This is a genomic window from Glaciecola sp. 2405UD65-10, assembly GCF_048820975.1.
GTDB lineage: Bacteria > Pseudomonadota > Gammaproteobacteria > Enterobacterales > Alteromonadaceae > Glaciecola.
On sequence record NZ_JBMEUF010000001.1, the window covers coordinates 1944295 to 1962174 of the forward strand.

Sequence of the window (17880 nt, forward strand, 5' to 3'; positions counted from 1 at the left end):
TAATTGCGATATCTAGCGTTGAAAATATTGTTCAAAATTCAATCTAGATTAATATCATAAAACAGATAGCTTTGTATGTAACTATCTATCTATTGCATCCATGCTTTTTTGTTATTATTTATATACTTAATGTAGCAGGGATGCTTAGTAAGTCAACAAATAGGGGATTACTCCCCTATTTTGCTTAATTTGTACGCAAGTTGCTTAATTGTTAATTTCAAACAAGCTTGCAGCACCCATGCCGCCGCCTACACACATTGTGACAACCACGTATCTCACACCACGGCGCTTACCTTCAATCAAAGCATGGCCAACGGTTCTTGCGCCAGTCATTCCGTAAGGATGACCAACTGAAATTGCACCACCATTTACATTGTAAATTTCTGGATCAATACCTAGCTCGTCTCTACAATATAGCGCTTGGCATGCGAATGCTTCGTTTAATTCCCACAAACCTACATCGTTTATACTTAAACCATGCACTTTCAATAGCTTTGGTACAGCGTATATAGGGCCAATTCCCATTTCTTCAGGTTCGTTACCCGCTACCATCATGCCGCGATAGGTACCTAGAATATCTAAACCACGTTGTTCCGCCAATTGTCTATCCATTACTACGCAAGCTGAAGCGCCATCTGATAATTGGCTTGCATTTCCGGCGGTAATGCAACCACCATCAATAACTGGATTTAAAGCTTGTAAGCTTTCAAGCGTGGTTGACGGACGGTTACCTTCATCTTTAGTAATAGTCACATCTTCGAAGGTAATTTCTTTCGTTTCTTTGTTAAAAATACCTTTTGTTGTGCTAATAGGCACAATCTCTTGGTCAAAACGCCCAGCGTCTTGAGCAGCAGCGGTACGCATTTGCGATTGAAACCCATATTCATCTTGTGATTCACGCGAAATATTATACTTTTTAGCAACGTGTTCAGCGGTGTAAAGCATTGGCATATAAGCGTGCGGAGCATGTTCAGTCACGTTTTTATCAACGCATTTGCTCACCCAATCAAAATACTTTTGTTGCACTTCAGAAATGTTTTCTTGGCCACCGGCTACTACTACTTTCATGCCATCTACCATAATTTGCTTCGCAGCAGTTGCAATAGCCATTACGCCAGATGAACATTGGCGGTCAATAGTTTGGCCTGAAGCAGTATAAGGTAAGCCTGCAGCAAGCGCAGCTAAACGAGCAACGTTTGAACCGGCACTCCCTGCATTTAACACAGAACCAATAATCACGTCATCAATTTCGGCACCATCTACGCCAGAGCGTTCCACTGCATGCTTAATAGCATGCGCTGTCATAGTTGGAGATTTTGTGTTGTTTAAGCCGCCTTTGAATGCTCTACCAATAGGCGTACGTGCGGTTGATACTATTACAGCTTCTTTCATAAATAAGTCCTCGGTTCACTTAAATACGGCTTAGCGCGGTGCCTTGTCGCATTTGTTTATGTAAAAAAATCGTTAACGCATCATAACCGAGGTTTATGCTTTTAGGTATTTTGAATACTTATAAGTAATTATGGTGATAATGAATATGGCGATAAGCATGGTGCTTACCACCTACCATTTATTCTTCTATCTCTTCTTGAGTGCTTAACATGTCACGGTACATAGAGGTTGCATCGTCAGGCAAATCCACGTCGTTTGTTTTTGAGAATTCATACAAACTCGTTGTGGTATCCATCCATGATTCACCTACAGAGTACATGCCGTCATATACGAACGCCAACGTGCTGCCCTTAGAGGCTAATTCTGGTATTTTATTTAACCAATCCATAGCTGAATTAGAGCTATTTTCTTTGACTTCCTCTACTATTTTTAATGCGTGTTCATAGGTTTGAGCGAATGTATAAGAGCCGCCAATATAAGTTGAAATACCTATAGTTAAATTTTCACGTTGTTGAGGAGTGAGTGCATCAATGCCTTCCACGGTTTCTTTAATCGCAGCTGACGCTTCCGTAGAATATTCGCGATGCTTTTCCATTTCACTAGAACTAATACTGGTTCCGCCTATTAAAATCTCGCGCTCTTCTTCTAGGTCACTAATTAACTCTTTAAGCTCCAATGCTTCAGCTAAGCAAAGGTTTGCTCTATTCACCAACACCGCTGACAATAAATAATTCTCTAGGGTTTTCATGCTAGCGTCATCAGTGGAGGTATTATTTGCTGAGCTTATGTAATAAGTATTAATAAAGCTGGCAATATTGTCGTAGCTAAATGTATTACACTCATTGCCTTTCACTAATGGCTCATTCTGCCAAGGCTTCGATACCTCAATAGTTTGATTGAAGATATTTACTTGGCTTAAATCAGGCATAGATGGTGTGCTATCACAGCCGCTCAAGGCGATAGCTACAAACATAGCACATGTAAAACGAGTAGTTTTGTTGGTACGAAGGGTCATGTTTTTATTCCTTATTTAAACTTACAAACTGTTTGCGCGAGCTTGACCTGCAAGCACTTTAGCGGCCGCGGTGGCCGCTGATTTTAATGCGTTGTTTCGCGCAACTGCATAGGTGGTTCCCTCACCAAAATACTGCACAGGGCCAACTGCAGCGACCCGTGAACCACGTTTTAATACATTTAAAATTTGCCCTGTAACCGACACAGCCACCTTAATGTTACCTGATACTGGGTCAACGAATGAACGGTCAACATCAAGCGTGCCTAAAGCAAAAAAATTAACGGGAGGGTCTAACTCTTTAAGCCCCACAATAGCTCGCCCTAAGGTTTCACTGCTTACGTCATCGCCTACTTCAAAGTCTTTTACAAAGGCGCTCACTTGTAAATCACCGTCGGTTTCAAGCTCTAATACGGCAGGGCTGACCACATTAAAATTATGGTCGGTAAATACAGCCCCCATGGCCACATCAATTTCTTTTGTATTCATAGCTCGCCATTCAACTTGTGTCTTTTCATTCTCTGAATAATCGTCAAGATTCTGTGCTGTGTCTTCTCTGGCTACAAAAATAAAGGTCATTTCGGCAGAGTCCATTTTAGAATCACTACCATTTAATATGAGTAATAAGGCAGGTTCGTTAATTTGAGCTCGCACAGTTACAGCATATGATTTGTTGTCACTATCAATGTCTTCTGAAACAATTTTTTCACTTAACAGAAGTTCGTCTAAATTGTCATTAATCTCTTCTTTAGTGGCATTGTAGTTCCTGACTAAATTAGGCATTTTTTGTGCTACAAACTTTCTGACTAACCCTTCTTTTGCAATGCGCAATGCTTCGCCTCGCTCTTCTGCATCTAACGAACGCGAATAGCTCACCTTGCCTTGAGCAACGCCTTCAATAGTATTATTATTATCTAAAATAACGCTTGCTTGCTCTTCGCCAATATCGGTAATTTCCGCGGTTTCAGGAGCAGGTGTTGAGGTAGAACCACAAGCCACCGTTAAACTAATAAAGCAAGCCAGTAAACTAGCACGTAAAATTTGTGATTTGATGTTCATTGTATTATTCCCTAAATTTATAAAATTAAATGCTTAGTGTCTGTTTAAATTGTTTAAGTTGAGCACAAGCCGCACTACCACTTGAATAACGCTTACACCACTTACTACTTGGGTTTGAAAATTGTTTTGCCCAATCAGCTAAGCTGCTCTCAATGGCATCTTCAAAGGGTGCCCATTGATCGAGTGCTTTTTCTTTTGTATTCGCTTTTACCTTGCTGGTATAAAACAAAGGCATATTCAATACCGACTTATTGTTGAAACTTTGCTTTGCCGCTATATCAAACTTCACGCCGTAAATATTCCAGTGTTTTTTAGCCATTAAGTCGGTTCGTTGTAGAGTAATATCTAGTTCGTAATCTGCTTTAGGCAGCACTAAATTAAATGCACTGGTGTCGTTTAATCGAATTGCCATTTGCCGCCCAATTGTGGCGCCTTTTGAGAACGGAATAATATTTACCTTATGCTTTCCCAGCATAGCTGATGCATATTGCCCAATATATTCTTCCATAATTAATTGGCTATTAGCTTGAGGTAAGAATTTTTTAGCGCCGTCTTCTAAGCTCACACTTGCCACTTGTAGGCGAATGCCTTCAAAGTCACTCAAGGCCAATGTTTTAAGCTTATTATTAGCAATATTAAACAGCCCTGTTTTGGAGAAATAAGCTTGTTCAAATAGTTTTTCAATATCGCTTTTGTTATCAGCTCCTTTAATCCCTTTAAAGGCAACGGGAATATGAAGGTTCCCAAGCAAAACTCGGCTCTCATAATCAAAGAACAAAAGCTGCGCGGAAATTTCGACTATTGGGTTGTTACCGCGATCTAATGATAAGGTTTCTCGCTCAACCGACATTGCCAGCATTAGCGGCCTGTTTCGGTTTTGATCAACAGAGTTAAAATTAACCACTATATTATTAAAGTTCTGCTGTTTGAGTTGCTCGGTAAAATACGCGGTTAACCTGCCAATTTGTCTGCCCTTTTGCTGATTCAGGCGCGCAGCATGTGGGAACTTTTCAGCAATGTTGTCAAAGCGCCCCATAAAACCAAAGCCCGCATAGTACACCGTGGTTTTGGTACTATTGTCGTCAATTTTAACGCTTGAAGTGCAAGAAAAGCTTGAGGCAACTAACACTATTATTAGAAGGAATCTTGCTATTGTTTGATGAGACACACGGTATAAACTTAAGTGTAAAAATAGCATGCTTATACCCCACTCTCATCTTCAGCGCGCAAGCTAAACTTCAAATGTAATAGTTCTGAATACAGCTTTGGTGACTGCTTACGCAACTCATGCCACTGTGCTACTGACATTTGATCTGCGTACATCAACACTCTATATAGCGCCATATTTGCCTGAGGCACAAAACAGCGATTTCCTTCATTTAAATTGCTTGTGCTAAATACTGAATAATCAATTTGCTTATTTAAAGTAGGCGATTGGGTGTTTGCTTTGGCACTGTAAATAAGTGAAAACTCTTTACCCACCTCAGCACTGTGGCCTGGCACCATTAGTCCATAATAGAGTGAGAACATCATTTCTACAGGTAATGTAATTCTTTCAGCTTGATCATTGTGAGCTTGTTCTAGCAGATCTTGTAAACTTGCCGTCATACTATTGATTTGTGTTGCATTCGCTTCTATGGCGCAGCTTACTTGTTTCGCCACTTGCTCATTTTTAGAAGCAGCCAATACAGGTTCTGCATTGCTTACTTTTGCTCGCTCAGTATCATCAAGCTCACTGTTCCATAACGCGCACGATGGCAGGAGCATGCAAATTAGGGGTAAGGCAATAAACTTTTTAAGGTAGCTTATACTTGCCAAGCGTTTTTTATTATTTAAGTACATTGAAAACCACCTTACCTGCATAGTAAGAATAATTGCTAGATGCTTGGTTTTCGGTGATATTAGCTTTACCTATTTTTATAGCTCGTGCCATACCTGGGCTTACAGGTTCAAATGGGCTTAATCTATTACCTTGTTCGTCATGGTTGAACGGTGATTTGTTTTTGGTGTTAAGGGGCCTTGAGGATACAACCGCCACTACAATAGCTTCGCCCAATGGTTCAGCACCTAGTAAGTCAAAGCCTACGCTTGCATAATTAACATCAAAGTTTTGCCCTGCTGATACTTTGTTGTTTGCATTAAATTCATTAGGAAATAAGATACTTGAGTTGTCGTATTGATCTACTGTGAATAAGTATAAATATCCATTGGCTGGTACATTTACACTCAAGGGTACCGCTTCATCAACTTTGTAATTGAGTTTAGGCGTTTGAATCGTTAAACCTGGATTAGCAGGAACTAAAGCAGCCATTTCTTGCCAAACTTTTCCACGTTTGCCTGGAGCCTGTGTTTTTAAGGTTTCTTTTAATAATGCTTTGTTACCCATAATATTGGGGGTGTAGTGATTTTCTTGATTCGTGAATTTATCAATAACCGCTTTAGAAATAGTATATAAAACCTCTGGCGTAACCGGCTTTTGCTCATTTAGCATTTTTTCAATGCCATAAGTAAAGCCTAAGGTAAAATAGCTTCCTTTAGGCGAAGCAAGCGCCGATTCGTCATCTTGCGCCGCAGAAATTACAATGTAGTTAAGGCGATTTGATGTACCTGTTTTTTCTTGACTATCATCCATAGACACGCTTCTACGGGAACTGCGACTTTTTGCACTGTCACTGACCTGAGGCATACCCGGATAGGTAGCAAACTTAGGGTAAGCAATATTTTCACCCATGCTCAAATTATTATTAACAAAACTACGCGAAATAGTTCCGCTGTGGCATGCGTCTACAAAAGCAAATACATTGTTTGAAGGAATGGATGTGAGCAATTTATTGAACTCGTCATCAGTTAATGCACCGGGTTTATTGCCTCTGTGGTCAAATTCATATGTCACTAAAAATTCATCAAGCCTGTCACTTTCATCTCCGCTGGTATCGGTCATTTGGCTGCCATGACCTGAGAAATAAACATACACTTTGTCGTTAGGGCCAACACCGTCACGTAAAAACGTATTAAACATACGTGTAATGTTGGCTTCAGTGGCGTTTTCGTTAAATAAGGTGATAACGTTTTTTTGCTCAACACCCAAGCGAGCAAGTGCCTGTTGGACATACCCAACATCCAAACCAATGCCTTTTAAGTTTAGTCTCGGATTTTTGTATTCTTCAATACCTATAATCAGCGCTTTGTCAGCGGCAATAGATGAAACACTAAATACAACAGCTAGAATCATTAGGACATATTTAGGGAACACTAGTTTTTTGTTCATAAAAGTTGCCCTTTTTAATAAACCGCTAAGCCAAGAACGGTGAGCAAAATCTAGAGCCTGAGGTGTTTGTAGTGATGCTTCGTTGTGCCGCGCCGTATTGATGAAAGTTTTCATAAATAATCCTTTGTTAGATGGTTGATATAATTGCTAGACGGCACACAAGCAAAAAATAAACACAGTGTTTTTAAAAATCCTTATTTTTTTAGAGTAAACTAAACTGTGTTATTTTTGAACTAAATATGTTTATATTTTAAACTTTGGTATATGAGGTTAATGATCCTTTTTGGCATTAGCATATGAACACTAGATCACTTCAACACATAACGGGGCAGGATAATTGCGAATGGATTGGCAAAGCTTAATTTTTGATCCTAAAACTAATTTTTTACAAAGTATGGACAACATTGCTGCCAAGCGATTTTTTGATGCTGAGCTAGCGCGCACAGCGGTAGATGAGTGCCTAGATCTTATGAGACAGGATAATTGGGCGAAGCTTAATGCGTACGAGGGGCGTAATTCGGCTAGCGCTAAAACCTTTTTTTTTATTGTTTACCGGCGATGCCTAGAAGATTACTATCGCAAGGTGTTTGGCCGCTGTGAACCTCCCGCTTGGACGAAGCAGCTAGGTGAGTTTTGGGTAAGATTATACAAACAACTGTGTTGCCAAGGCGCGAGTGTTACTACCTTAATTAATGCGTACAAAGAGTGCTTCAGTTCTGACTACGTGCAAAAAAGCATTTCAACCATTCGGCAAAAAGATCCTAAATGCCACACCCGCGGCAAACAAATAGTTGCTAAAAGTATCGAAGTAAATGAACAAAGCGATAGCACTATTGATTCAAGCAATATAGAGGTTTCAAGTACCAATGATGCTGACACTCTTCACGCTACAATATTTGAGCAAAGCTTAAATGCAATTCATTTATGGTTGGGCGAAAACTTACCTGAATCGCACGACGCCACACAGCTATTAAACAAGTTAAACGAACTTGAACTGGATATAGAGAGCAAACTTCTGCTGCGTTTGGTATATCAAGAAGGTTTAAAAATTCCTGCCGCAGCAGCGTTTATTCAAATAGAAGCATACACCGCTAGAAGACGCATTAAAGATGCATTAGCGGCCATTAAAACCTGTTTTAAAGATTCTCCTTTGGACTACTAATATGTCAATTAACGCTATTTAATCCGTCTATTACTATGACAAATATTAAAATAAGGCAACATTACCTGTGAGGATAGATGCAAATATATAAAGAGCATGCGCAAATAATGGCAGCTTTAGCAGCGTTACAACAATCTAAGAGCAAAGCCAGTGAGCAGGCTATTACTGATTTTCTGCACGGGGATTTGTCAGAAGCCGCGCGTGCTGAGATTCTAGAAGATTTAGCCAATGATCCAAAGCAATTAAGCGAAGCGGTAAAAGCTTTCTCTCAGCTAGAAGAGGAGAGGCGCCTTGTTACGCCAAAAGAGAAATCTAAGCGCCCTTGGGCTTGGCTGAGCTTTGGCAGCAGTGGCTTACTTGGCTTGGCAGCGGTTGCCTACTTTATGTTTATTCCTGTGATGAATATTGAGCAAATTAATCAGCAGCTTACATCAAGCTACAGTAAAGCTAATTTCAATAAACAGCAGGTAATTGACAATTTAAGCATGGCAAAGCATTTTGCTCTGAATATAAGTGCTCTTAAAGAAGATATTGAGTGGGGAAGCAATTCAGCGCGCGTAAGTTTAGGAGTTGAAACAAGCGAATACTTGCCGCGCGAATGCACTGCCAGTGAGGATTGCGAAATACAACAACTTGCTTTTGTATTGGGTAAATGGCTTGGCCTTAACGCTATTCAATGCTCATCTGCTGAACGAGTAGATACAAATTATTGGCAGCAACAGGGCTTGATTTACAATCAGCTGGCTGAGCTACTTCAGCCTAAAGTGTCGAAGCAACTACCACTTAGCAAAATAGATGTTAGCAGCATTGACTCAGCAAGCACTGCAGTGTGCAAAAAGGTTAATGCCATTAATAAAGCAAAATATTGAAAATTAGGAAACAAGATGAACGACATACTTGTTCGTTTTTAGCGACTTCGCCGTCTAAGTAGTTTAAATAGTAGAAATATCAATTTTAGGTGCTAAGCGTTTATAAAGCGCTCGTACATATGTTTAGAACCAAGGCAGATTTGGAATAACGAAAATGAAAAAAGCAAAAGTGCTAGACCTACATAAACTGCTCATAAGTAAATTAGGGTTTTGTTTCACTCTTTTTATATTGTTAGTATGCGGCTTGGCTAATGCACAAACTAGCCATGCCTTAAAACAGCAAGAACGCGCTATAGCCGCAGGCATAGCCAATCCGGTTACCAGCCCTGTTGATAGCGCAAAGGGTAAGCGTGTTGCACTCATTATTGGCAACAGCCAATATATTAATTCACCTCTAGCGAACCCGGTTAATGACGCAAAAGCTATGTCTAGTAGTTTAGCGAATTTAGGCTTTGAAGTAATAGAAGTACTAGATTTAGATAAAGCGCATATGCAGCGAGCAGCAAGCACCTTCATAAAAAAAATTGAAAATGCTGAAGTTGGCCTGTTCTTTTTTGCCGGACATGGCATGCAAGTAAAGGGGAAAAATTATCTGATTCCGGTAAACCATGGTATTTCTTCTGAAAAATCAGTGCCTAAAGAAAGCTTTTCGGCCAATGATTTGATGCGCGACATGGAAAGAACAAAAGTAAAAACCAGTATTATTATTTTAGATGCATGTAGAAACAATCCTTTTGAAACCGCTTCACGCTCATTTGGTAGTTCATCTACAGGTTTAGCTAGAATGGATGCTCCCACCGGTTCCATTGTAATATATGCCACCGCTCCGGGGAGAACCGCATCTGACGGTAAAGGAAAAAATGGTTTATTCACAGGTCACTTTTTAAATAATTTACATACGCCTGGCGCGTCTATTTACGATATCTCAATTGCGACCCGCCGGGCGGTAATGGCGGCTTCGAAAGGAAAACAAGTCCCTTGGGAATTAAGCAGTTTAGTTGAGCAATTTTATTTTCAGCCTAGCGACACTCAAGCGCAATTGGCTTCGCTAAATTCACAAAGTACAAGTGCATCGGACGCAGCGCCAAGCGCACGCCCTTTAACTGTATTAACTAAGCCTAGCAAAGCAAAGCTTACCTTATTAGATAGCGCCTATACTTACCAAGATGGCATACGCTTGCCAATAGCAAAATACAAAGTACAAGCTAGCTTAGACGGTTACGAAACCATGACGCGTGAAATAGACCTGAGCAATTCAGGTGCCTACGAATTTGTGTTAAGCCCAAGTTTGAGTGACCAAGAGTACAAAATTAACGGGGAATCATTTTCAATGATTGCAGTGCCAGGGGGCGAATTTATGATGGGCTGTAAGCGGGCAAACAGAAATTGCCCCCGCTCATCTGAAAATCCACAAAAAGTGTATGTAGATGGTTTTCGAATAATGGAAACAGAAGTTACCATGGCCTTATATAAAAAATGTATCGATGATGGTGTTTGCAGCGAAGAAGCCTTTGAAGATCTAAAATACAGCAGCAATAAGCCTGTGTCTCAAGTTAGCTTCAATGATATCAGTGAAGCCTTCATTCCTTGGTTAGAATATAAAACTAATGCACGCTTTAGCCTGCCATCAGATGCACAGTGGGAGTATGCGTTTAAAACAAGAGGCCCAGTAAATTTCGCCAGTAGTAAAGCCTGTAAATTTGCACACATTTCAGAATCTTCTGATAATGGCTGCCAGTCTAATACTGCGCCTACTAATGTAAAAAGTTATAAAGCTAACGGCTACGGCTTATATGACATGTTCGGCAATGTAGCTGAAATGACGCAAGATTGTTATACCCGAGATATTTCATCAATACCGCTAGATGGTACAGCGCAAACTGGTGGTGACTGTAACAGCAGAATTTATAGAGGCGCTTCGTTTAAAGATAAAGGCAGACAAGCGAATCCTATGCAACGTCTTCATTTGAGAAATTCTGTAGGCAAAGCGAATGTAGGTTTTCGCTTGGTGCAAAGCGCTAATATGCTTGCTCAGTAAATTCAAGACAAAAAAAACACCGCGTATAGCGGTGTTTTCTTAGCATAACTTGCGATCAGCGATTAAGCTTCAGCGATAATAGTTACGGTAACGTTAGCCATAACGTCAGCGTGTACTTGAATATCGATGTTGAATTCGCCAGTCTCACGTAAAGTACCTTCAGGTAATTTAACTTCTGCTTTGGTTACTTCTACGCCAGCAGCTGTGATTGCATCAGCAATATCACGAGTACCAACAGAACCGAAAAGCTTACCTTCGTCACCAGCTGGTGCCGCGATAGTTACGTTTTCTAATGCATTTAGTTTGTCAGCACGGGCTTGTGCAGCTGATAATTGCTCTGCAATCTTAGCTTCAAGCTCAGCACGACGCTGTTCAAACTTCTCTACGTTAGATTTGGTTGCAGGAACTGCTTTTCCTTGTGGGAAAAGGAAGTTACGTGCGTAACCAGATTTAACTGTGACTTGGTCACCTAAACCACCTAAGTTGGCGATTTTGTCTAGTAGAATGATGTTCATTCGCTACCTCTTTAAATTGCCAATAATTACTTGTGTGAATCAGTGTACGGAAGCAAAGCTAAGAAGCGAGCACGCTTAATGGCTGTTGACAACTGACGCTGGTATTTCGCACTAGTACCGGTGATGCGGCTAGGTACAATCTTGCCACTTTCAGTGATGTAGTTTTTCAATAAAGAGATGTCTTTATAGTCAATTTGAGCTATGCCTTCAGCTGAAAAACGACAAAATTTACGACGTCTAAAAAATCTAGCCATTATTCGTCTCCTTTCTCTTCAGTTGCAGGTGCTTCAACCGCTGCTTCTGCTGCCGGAGCTTCAGTGCGAGCTGGTCTCTCTTTACGCTCTTCGCGACGCTCTTCTTTCGCCATAGGCGATTGCTCAATTTCTGCGTTTTTGGTGCGCATAACTAAGTTACGTAGAATGATGTCGTTAAAGCGGAAAGCATTTTCTAATTCTTCAACGGCTTCAGCAGTTGCTTCAGCATTGATAAGAACATAGTGTGCTTTATGAAGTTTTTCGATTGGGTAAGCCAATTGACGACGGCCCCAGTCTTCTAAACGGTGGATTTTTCCGCCGTCAGTTTCTAGAATACCTTTGTATTTTTCAATCATACTAGGTACTTGTTCACTCTGATCAGGGTGAACCATAAATACGATTTCGTAATGACGCATTACTGCTCCCTACGGTTGTAGTCTCGGGTAGTGCAACCGTCTACATAGAGACAAGGAGTTTGGATGTTGGTTGCAAGGGCGCGAATACTACAGAATATTCGCCCCCAGAGCAAGTTATTTCCTATTTATTTAGGCTGTACTAGCAAAACGCCAACGTCACTTTGAGTGACTTCAACTAAAGTGCCTTTGCTAATGTCTTGATAGGCGTTTAAGCGCCAAGCAATGCCCGAATATTGATAACTCGGTTTTTGTTCTAGCGGTGAACTAGCTTGAATGTTGTCAGGCAACACAAAACTGTGCCCTACAATGTCATTGCTTACGTGTTTTGTGTCTACGTCTTCTTGCATTCTAGCTAAGATTTTCCAAAGTAAAATGGCAAACAAGGCTGTAAACCCAGCCACTGAGAACACCGCATATAAATAGGTTTCAGGCAGCAAGCCAAGCCACATACTTACGGCCGTTGCGACTGCTGCTAAACCAGCAAAGAACAAGAAAAAAGTGCTAAAACCTAGTATTACCACTTCAATAATCAACAAAACAATACCAATAATAAGTACGGTTTCTATAATATTGTTGGCAAACCAATTCATATTAGACTCCTTGTTTTCCAGTTAGCGCACTTATAATACTAGTTGCTTGAGCTACAACCGAAGCGGCTTCGGTGCTTGAATCAGGAAGCAAAACTACCGATGACTCTTTTGCAATGGCTTGTTTGGCTTCAATTGCCTTGCTTGCTAAGTCTAGCTGGATAGCTTTTTGGCCTTCATCAGTGTTTGCTGATTTACCTACTTTTTCAAGTGCTTCGGCTTGCGCTTCAGCAACCGCAATAATAGCAGCGGCTTCACCTTCAGCTCGTAATATTTGTTCCGACTTATCACCTTCGGCAGCAAGTACCACTGACGCTTTTTCACCTTCAGCGCGGTTTATAGCGGCTTGTCGGTCACCTTCTGACTCTAAAATTTGTGCACGCTTAACACGCTCAGCTTTCATCTGCGCTTCCATCGCTTCCATTACTGATGAAGGTGGAATAATGTCTTTAATTTCATAGCGCATTACCTGAATACCCCAAGGATTTGCGGCACTATTAATCGCGCTAACAATGTTGGTGTTGAGCACATCACGCTCTTCAAAGGTTTTATCAAGTTCCATTTTCCCCAGTTCTGAACGCATGGTTGTTTGCGCTAACTGAGTAACCGCGAATACGTAATCTTCAACGCCATAAGTGGCCTTGTATGGGTCCATTACTCGAAAATAAAGTACGCCATCAACCATTAAAGAAATGTTGTCGCGAGTGATTGCACTTTGCTCGGGTACGTCAACAGCTTGTTCTTTTAACGAGCGGTCAGCTGATATTTGATCAATAAATGGGAATATAAAGTTTAAACCCGCTTCTTTTGTAGATTGAAATTTACCGAAACGCTCAACAATATAAGCGCGGTTTTGTGGTACGAATTTAATACCACTTTTTAGAATAACTAACACCAAAACGATAAAAGCAACTTCTACCGTTAATATATAATCAAATAACACATCCATTTTGTACTTCCTTCTATAGTGATTACGTTCTATTTCGCTAAGCAATAATTGCAAATAGCATCAATAGGACACTGCTTTAACAGAAAAATTCCTAACATTCAGATTAGCATATTCTAAAAATTCAACCAGCAAATAAATGTAAACGCTTGTTACTGATAAATTGATAAGGAAACTAAAGGGCGAGTTCTGTATGGGCTAAGCGATACTGAGCAATAAACTCGTTATATTCTTCTTTACCCAGTGCATTGGCAAGTATCTTAATTTGGTTTTTCGCTTTTGCAGACTTAGTTTGCCATAAATCGAGGCGCACCTCGGCTTGATCGCTAAAATCCAAATCAGTAATTTTACTGGCTTTTTCTTTTGCGATAAAAAAATCAATCACCCAAGCGATAAGCCGGTTATGGACGGTGAGTAGTTGCTTAGTATGCACTTTATACACAAATTCTACATTCGAAATTGATTTCTGAAAATCGTATTCAGATAAGCCTTGAGTTGCCGTAATAATACGTTGGCTAGCACCTGAACATTGCTTGATAAGTTGAAGATGCGCTTTAAGCAAACTATCGTCAGATTCGGTGTCGACTTCAATATCTTCAAGCTCCTGCTTTAAGATATCAAAAGCTATAAGCTCTCTGACTAAGTTGGACATAAGTGAATGGTAAACCTCTACATGAAATACAAGAGAGTTATAATAGACCTTGCGGGGCTTAAACTAAATATGTTTATGCATTTAATTTTGAATATTCATGTTACACACAATTTAAGCTGGCTTAAAAACAAAAAAAGCAAGCCGATTAGGCTTGCTTTTTGACTGTGCTAAATAGTAGCTTTTAAGAATACTTAGAAGCGGTAGCTTGCACCGAATGTGATACGACGGTCTGTGATACCTTGAGCACATAGTAATGCGCCTTCGTTAACACATGATTGCGTAATATCAGACTCTGTTAAGTTAACGGCTTCAACACCTAAGTTTAGTTGCTCGTTTACGTCATAGCTAATACTTGCATTAAGCTGGCCACGGTCATGCGTTACAACAGGGAAACCTAGTGTAGAGTTAAGGCTTGCACCCGCTGCGGTGTCTTCTGTGCGGAAGGCTTCACGCCATGTGTAACGTACGCGAGCAGAAATACCGTATTTCTCATAGTATAGTGCGAAGTTATACGCATTTTCAGAAAAATCTAATAAACCTTGGTTCGACGTAACTTTTACAAAAGCAGCATCATCGTAAACACCATTATTAGCATTGAAAATATCAGTACCACGTGTGGCTGAAGTGTAAACAGCTGAACCACCATCAAACTCTTGGATAGTATAGTTGGCAATAACACCAAAACCTGAAGCCCAACCTAAGTCATCTTCAAAGCTTGAAAGGTCATATTGAACAGCCATTTCAATTCCTGACTGCGTAGTAGTAGCTGAGTCGTTAAATACAGTTTCACGGTCAACACATAAACCGGTGGTGTCAGGGTCACCTAACACATTAGGTTGAGCTGCTGGATTGTATATTCCGCCACCAGAACAAGCCGGGTTCGCGTCGCGTAAACCGTTCGCATCAAGAGTCGCAAAATCAACACTAGTTACGAATAAGTTAGTACGCTCTTTTCTGAAGTAACCAATACTGGCCACTGCAGCTTCAGCAAAATACCATTCAGCAGAAAGGTCAAATGACGTTACTTCTTCTGGCTCTAGTGCTGGGTTACCAATTTCAACCGATTGGTTTTCATTAGTACCATAAGATACCGACGTATTTAGGTCACCAAAGTTAGGACGAAGTATATCTTTACCCCAACCTAAACGAACCACAACATCATCATGCACATCGGCAATTATGTTTAAACGGGGCAATATAAAGTCATAGTCACCTTTGTTAGTTTCTGGTGACGCCACGCCATCAATTACGGTGTTTCCGAATGAAGAAATTTCTGTACTTATATAACGAGCACCTATGTTACCGCGTATCATTTCATATTCGAAGTTAGCTTGTGCGTAAAGCGCATGAGTTTCTTCTTCAATACCAAAGATTTCGTTAGCCGCGGGCTCTAGGTTAGCTAAATCTTGATTACCACCGTGCGCAATAATCGCCGCTTCTAGTGTGCTTATTACGCCATTGGCATCGCTATAAGCAAGCTCTGGATCAACAATTAAGAAGTTACGTAGGGCTAGCTCTCGTCCGTCAGACTCACCAAAGTTATCTTGGCCAGGTACTAAAAGACTAGAGAACAATGAACCGTTCGGGCTATCTACTAGTTTGCTAAAACCACCAATACGATCTGAAATGGTTACTGAATCATGTTTGGTTTTATTATAGCGGTAACCAAAATCAACTGAATTAACAATTTCAGTATCTAAGTAATAAGTAAAATCAGTTCTAAATGCGTCTTCTGAGTTTTCAACTGAGCTGCGGCCCAAATCAACTTGGTCAAGAACCACATTGTTAGGGTTTAGCAAATCAGCCACTGTAGGTGCAAATGGTGACGCAAAATCAATTCCAAAACTAAGCTTGTTACCCGTTAGATCGTAAATAAACGGAACCGCGTTGTCATTACTTGTATCGGCAGTTGTGTTACCTTCATCATCAAGGCCATCTAAAGGTACATTTGGGTTAATAAAATTTAACTGCGTATTAAGTGATGGCGTTTTAGTATCAGAGCTTGTAGTTGAAATTTCAGCACTAACGAATAAGTTATCACCCTGCCATTCACCGCCTAAACGGAACAACTGAGTATCGGTAACCCGAGCGCCGGTATCACTGTTAAAACGTAAGTTTGGATCATCATCATCTACTGAAAGATCAGGTTGAATAGTCCCTGTAGTTGCCGCTTGAATGCTACCCAAATTAACGCCGTCTAATGAGCCAAAATTTACGGTTTCAAAAGAAGTAGGTAGGTTATAATTAAGCACACTACTTACACCTGAAGCTTGAACACGCGTACTTTCTTGGCGACGCTCTTGCTCAGTAAGTACTACATCAAAGAAAAACTTCATGTTGTCATTTGGCGCAAACTCAAAGGTAGTTGCTAAGTTTTTCGTTTCATATTCAAAATTTTCAATTTCTTGGTTAAGGAACTGAATACCTAAAAAGTCAAAATCTTGTGCGACTGGGCGTCGAGTTGCTTGGTCTTCTAGCGAGCCACTGCGCACTACATCAGCGTTTACATTTTCAACTAAGCTGCCGTCACGGTCAACACGAGGGCGGAAAGAAGTTGCTTCTTGTTTTGTGTAGCTTCCGCTCACAACAAAACCAAATCGACCAGCGTCAAGTTCCCAGTTGTCACCATAAGCGCCTGATACGCGTGGCTGAACACCATCAGTAGTTAGGCTACTGTCTTCACCTTGAACTCGCAGTGAGCCAAGTGTTTCAGTTAATTCTAATGGGCGAATAGTACGAAGGTTTACCGTACCACCTACAGAACCTTCAGTGGTTTTAGCTTGTGGTGATTTAGTGATTTCAACACCTGCTATAATTGCAGCAGAAAGGTCTTCAAAGTTCATTCCGCTTCGGCCTGCGCCTGAGCCTACAGTGCCTGCGCCGTTTAATTCTACACGGTTTGAGTTAGTACCACGGATTTGAACACCTGTACCCACACCAGCGGTACGAGTAATTTGAATACCTGTAACGTTTTCTAATACTTCTGCAAGGTTTTGGTCAGGTAGTTTACCAATATCTTCTGCTTGGATAATTTCAACAATATTGTCAGACGAACGCTTTTCTGTAAGTGCGCTAGTGAGTGCGCCGCGGATACCTGATACTTCGATAATTTCAGTTTCTTGATCTGCACCTTGTTGCGCTTCTTGCGCGCTTGCCATTGTTGCTACATTTAATGCACTTGCCGATAGCAAAGCCAAGGTGATTTTTGAAAGTCTGTGTCCCATAGATAACTCCAGTGTGTGTTTCTATGAACTTGTTCGCATGTATAAGCTGACCATTTTGAAAAGTTCATATTTAATATTTTTGTTAAATACAACATATTCTTCACATCAAGCTTGGCTCGCATTACAAAGAACATACATTATGTTTACAATTAAAATTGGAAAGGTCAACCTTTTTACTTACATTTGCGCTTATTATTTGTTCGACATTGGTCTTACCAAATAGCGAATAATTTTTACAATCATTTAGAAAACACCGCAACACTATGTTTATAAAGCATTTCAATGAGAATGCCGCAATATAAAACGGCAAACTAAACCGTTATTCCAAATTTTTATTTTGTAAATATTTTGTTTCTATTTTTGAACTATTTGAATTTAGGTAAGGCAATTGGTTGACCAATTGCACTTGAACATATACTTTAGATTTACAAATTAAATTAACATTTACTACAATTTGGATGATCAATTTAAAGCCCTCACCTTTCC

The 17880-nt window shown here is 40.4% G+C and carries 16 protein-coding genes; 3 read left to right on the forward strand and 13 right to left on the reverse strand.

Going from position 1 to position 17880, the window contains the following annotated elements; translation table 11 throughout:
* Positions 1-204: 204 nt before the first annotated feature.
* The 6 genes from ACOI22_RS08750 to ACOI22_RS08775 form a co-directional block, all read right to left on the reverse strand.
* Positions 205-1392, reverse strand: a complete 1188-nt coding sequence (locus ACOI22_RS08750) for an acetyl-CoA C-acyltransferase (RefSeq protein ID WP_420671642.1) — start codon at positions 1390-1392, stop codon at positions 205-207.
* A gap of 178 nt (positions 1393-1570) precedes the next feature.
* On the reverse strand, positions 1571-2407 hold the full coding sequence (locus ACOI22_RS08755; RefSeq protein WP_420671643.1) for a hypothetical protein: 837 nt from the start codon (positions 2405-2407) through the stop codon (positions 1571-1573).
* A 21-nt stretch (positions 2408-2428) separates the two neighbouring features.
* Positions 2429-3463, reverse strand: a complete 1035-nt coding sequence (locus ACOI22_RS08760; RefSeq protein WP_420671644.1) for a hypothetical protein — start codon at positions 3461-3463, stop codon at positions 2429-2431.
* 25 nt (positions 3464-3488) lie between these two features.
* Positions 3489-4661 carry a hypothetical protein gene (locus ACOI22_RS08765; protein ID WP_420671645.1) on the reverse strand — a complete coding sequence of 391 codons (1173 nt, stop codon included), beginning with the start codon at positions 4659-4661 and terminating at the stop codon, positions 3489-3491.
* 2 nt (positions 4662-4663) lie between these two features.
* Positions 4664-5305: a hypothetical protein gene (locus tag ACOI22_RS08770; RefSeq protein WP_420671646.1), complete on the reverse strand. Its 642-nt coding sequence runs from the start codon at positions 5303-5305 to the stop codon at positions 4664-4666.
* Positions 5292-6845: a caspase family protein gene (locus ACOI22_RS08775; RefSeq protein ID WP_420671647.1), complete on the reverse strand. Its 1554-nt coding sequence runs from the start codon at positions 6843-6845 to the stop codon at positions 5292-5294. The genes ACOI22_RS08770 and ACOI22_RS08775 overlap by 14 nt, the downstream gene beginning before the upstream one ends.
* Before the next feature lie 229 nt (positions 6846-7074).
* Here ACOI22_RS08775 and ACOI22_RS08780 point away from each other — a divergent pair, with 229 nt between their 5' ends.
* The 3 genes from ACOI22_RS08780 to ACOI22_RS08790 all read left to right on the forward strand — a co-directional run bounded on the left by ACOI22_RS08780 (position 7075) and on the right by ACOI22_RS08790 (position 10800).
* The gene (locus tag ACOI22_RS08780; RefSeq protein WP_420671648.1) at positions 7075-7893 is read left to right on the forward strand and encodes a hypothetical protein; all 819 of its coding nucleotides are present in this window, start codon (positions 7075-7077) and stop codon (positions 7891-7893) included.
* A gap of 77 nt (positions 7894-7970) precedes the next feature.
* Positions 7971-8762, forward strand: a complete 792-nt coding sequence (locus ACOI22_RS08785; RefSeq protein ID WP_420671649.1) for a hypothetical protein — start codon at positions 7971-7973, stop codon at positions 8760-8762.
* Positions 8763-8916: 154 nt separating this feature from the next.
* The gene (locus tag ACOI22_RS08790; protein WP_420671650.1) at positions 8917-10800 is read left to right on the forward strand and encodes a caspase family protein; all 1884 of its coding nucleotides are present in this window, start codon (positions 8917-8919) and stop codon (positions 10798-10800) included.
* 62 nt (positions 10801-10862) lie between these two features.
* Here ACOI22_RS08790 and rplI read toward each other — a convergent pair whose 3' ends face one another.
* The 7 genes from rplI to ACOI22_RS08825 form a co-directional block, all read right to left on the reverse strand.
* Positions 10863-11315, reverse strand: coding sequence for a 50S ribosomal protein L9 (gene rplI / locus ACOI22_RS08795; RefSeq protein WP_420671651.1), 453 nt, complete (start codon positions 11313-11315; stop codon positions 10863-10865).
* A 26-nt stretch (positions 11316-11341) separates the two neighbouring features.
* Positions 11342-11569: a 30S ribosomal protein S18 gene (rpsR, locus tag ACOI22_RS08800; protein WP_420671652.1), complete on the reverse strand. Its 228-nt coding sequence runs from the start codon at positions 11567-11569 to the stop codon at positions 11342-11344.
* Entirely contained in the window at positions 11569-11985 is a 417-nt protein-coding gene (gene rpsF, locus ACOI22_RS08805) for a 30S ribosomal protein S6 (protein WP_420671653.1), read from the reverse strand. The genes rpsR and rpsF overlap by 1 nt, the downstream gene beginning before the upstream one ends.
* A gap of 125 nt (positions 11986-12110) precedes the next feature.
* Positions 12111-12575, reverse strand: coding sequence for an NfeD family protein (locus ACOI22_RS08810; protein WP_420671654.1), 465 nt, complete (start codon positions 12573-12575; stop codon positions 12111-12113).
* A 1-nt stretch (position 12576) separates the two neighbouring features.
* Positions 12577-13521 (reverse strand): SPFH domain-containing protein, encoded by a 945-nt coding sequence (locus ACOI22_RS08815; protein WP_420671655.1) that lies wholly within the window; start codon positions 13519-13521, stop codon positions 12577-12579.
* Positions 13522-13693: 172 nt separating this feature from the next.
* The gene (locus ACOI22_RS08820; RefSeq protein ID WP_420671656.1) at positions 13694-14170 is read right to left on the reverse strand and encodes a hypothetical protein; all 477 of its coding nucleotides are present in this window, start codon (positions 14168-14170) and stop codon (positions 13694-13696) included.
* A gap of 191 nt (positions 14171-14361) precedes the next feature.
* Positions 14362-17394 carry a TonB-dependent receptor gene (locus tag ACOI22_RS08825; protein ID WP_420671657.1) on the reverse strand — a complete coding sequence of 1011 codons (3033 nt, stop codon included), beginning with the start codon at positions 17392-17394 and terminating at the stop codon, positions 14362-14364.
* Between the last annotated feature and the right edge of the window lie 486 nt (positions 17395-17880).

Excerpts from the sequence above, each read along its gene's own strand:
- ACOI22_RS08760 (WP_420671644.1), bottom strand. The coding sequence starts at position 3,463 with ATGAACATCAAATCACAAATTTTACGTGCTAGTTTACTGGCTTGCTTT.
- ACOI22_RS08775 (WP_420671647.1), bottom strand. The coding sequence starts at position 6,845 with ATGAAAACTTTCATCAATACGGCGCGGCACAACGAAGCATCACTACAA.
- ACOI22_RS08780 (WP_420671648.1), top strand. The coding sequence starts at position 7,075 with ATGGATTGGCAAAGCTTAATTTTTGATCCTAAAACTAATTTTTTACAA.
- rplI (WP_420671651.1), bottom strand. The coding sequence starts at position 11,315 with ATGAACATCATTCTACTAGACAAAATCGCCAACTTAGGTGGTTTAGGT.
- ACOI22_RS08750 (WP_420671642.1), bottom strand. The coding sequence starts at position 1,392 with ATGAAAGAAGCTGTAATAGTATCAACCGCACGTACGCCTATTGGTAGA.
- rpsR (WP_420671652.1), bottom strand. The coding sequence starts at position 11,569 with ATGGCTAGATTTTTTAGACGTCGTAAATTTTGTCGTTTTTCAGCTGAA.
- ACOI22_RS08820 (WP_420671656.1), bottom strand. The coding sequence starts at position 14,170 with ATGTCCAACTTAGTCAGAGAGCTTATAGCTTTTGATATCTTAAAGCAG.
- ACOI22_RS08815 (WP_420671655.1), bottom strand. The coding sequence starts at position 13,521 with ATGGATGTGTTATTTGATTATATATTAACGGTAGAAGTTGCTTTTATC.
- ACOI22_RS08770 (WP_420671646.1), bottom strand. The coding sequence starts at position 5,305 with ATGTACTTAAATAATAAAAAACGCTTGGCAAGTATAAGCTACCTTAAA.
- rpsF (WP_420671653.1), bottom strand. The coding sequence starts at position 11,985 with ATGCGTCATTACGAAATCGTATTTATGGTTCACCCTGATCAGAGTGAA.
- ACOI22_RS08755 (WP_420671643.1), bottom strand. The coding sequence starts at position 2,407 with ATGACCCTTCGTACCAACAAAACTACTCGTTTTACATGTGCTATGTTT.
- ACOI22_RS08810 (WP_420671654.1), bottom strand. The coding sequence starts at position 12,575 with ATGAATTGGTTTGCCAACAATATTATAGAAACCGTACTTATTATTGGT.
- ACOI22_RS08765 (WP_420671645.1), bottom strand. The coding sequence starts at position 4,661 with ATGCTATTTTTACACTTAAGTTTATACCGTGTGTCTCATCAAACAATA.
- ACOI22_RS08785 (WP_420671649.1), top strand. The coding sequence starts at position 7,971 with ATGCAAATATATAAAGAGCATGCGCAAATAATGGCAGCTTTAGCAGCG.
- ACOI22_RS08790 (WP_420671650.1), top strand. The coding sequence starts at position 8,917 with ATGAAAAAAGCAAAAGTGCTAGACCTACATAAACTGCTCATAAGTAAA.
- ACOI22_RS08825 (WP_420671657.1), bottom strand. The coding sequence starts at position 17,394 with ATGGGACACAGACTTTCAAAAATCACCTTGGCTTTGCTATCGGCAAGT.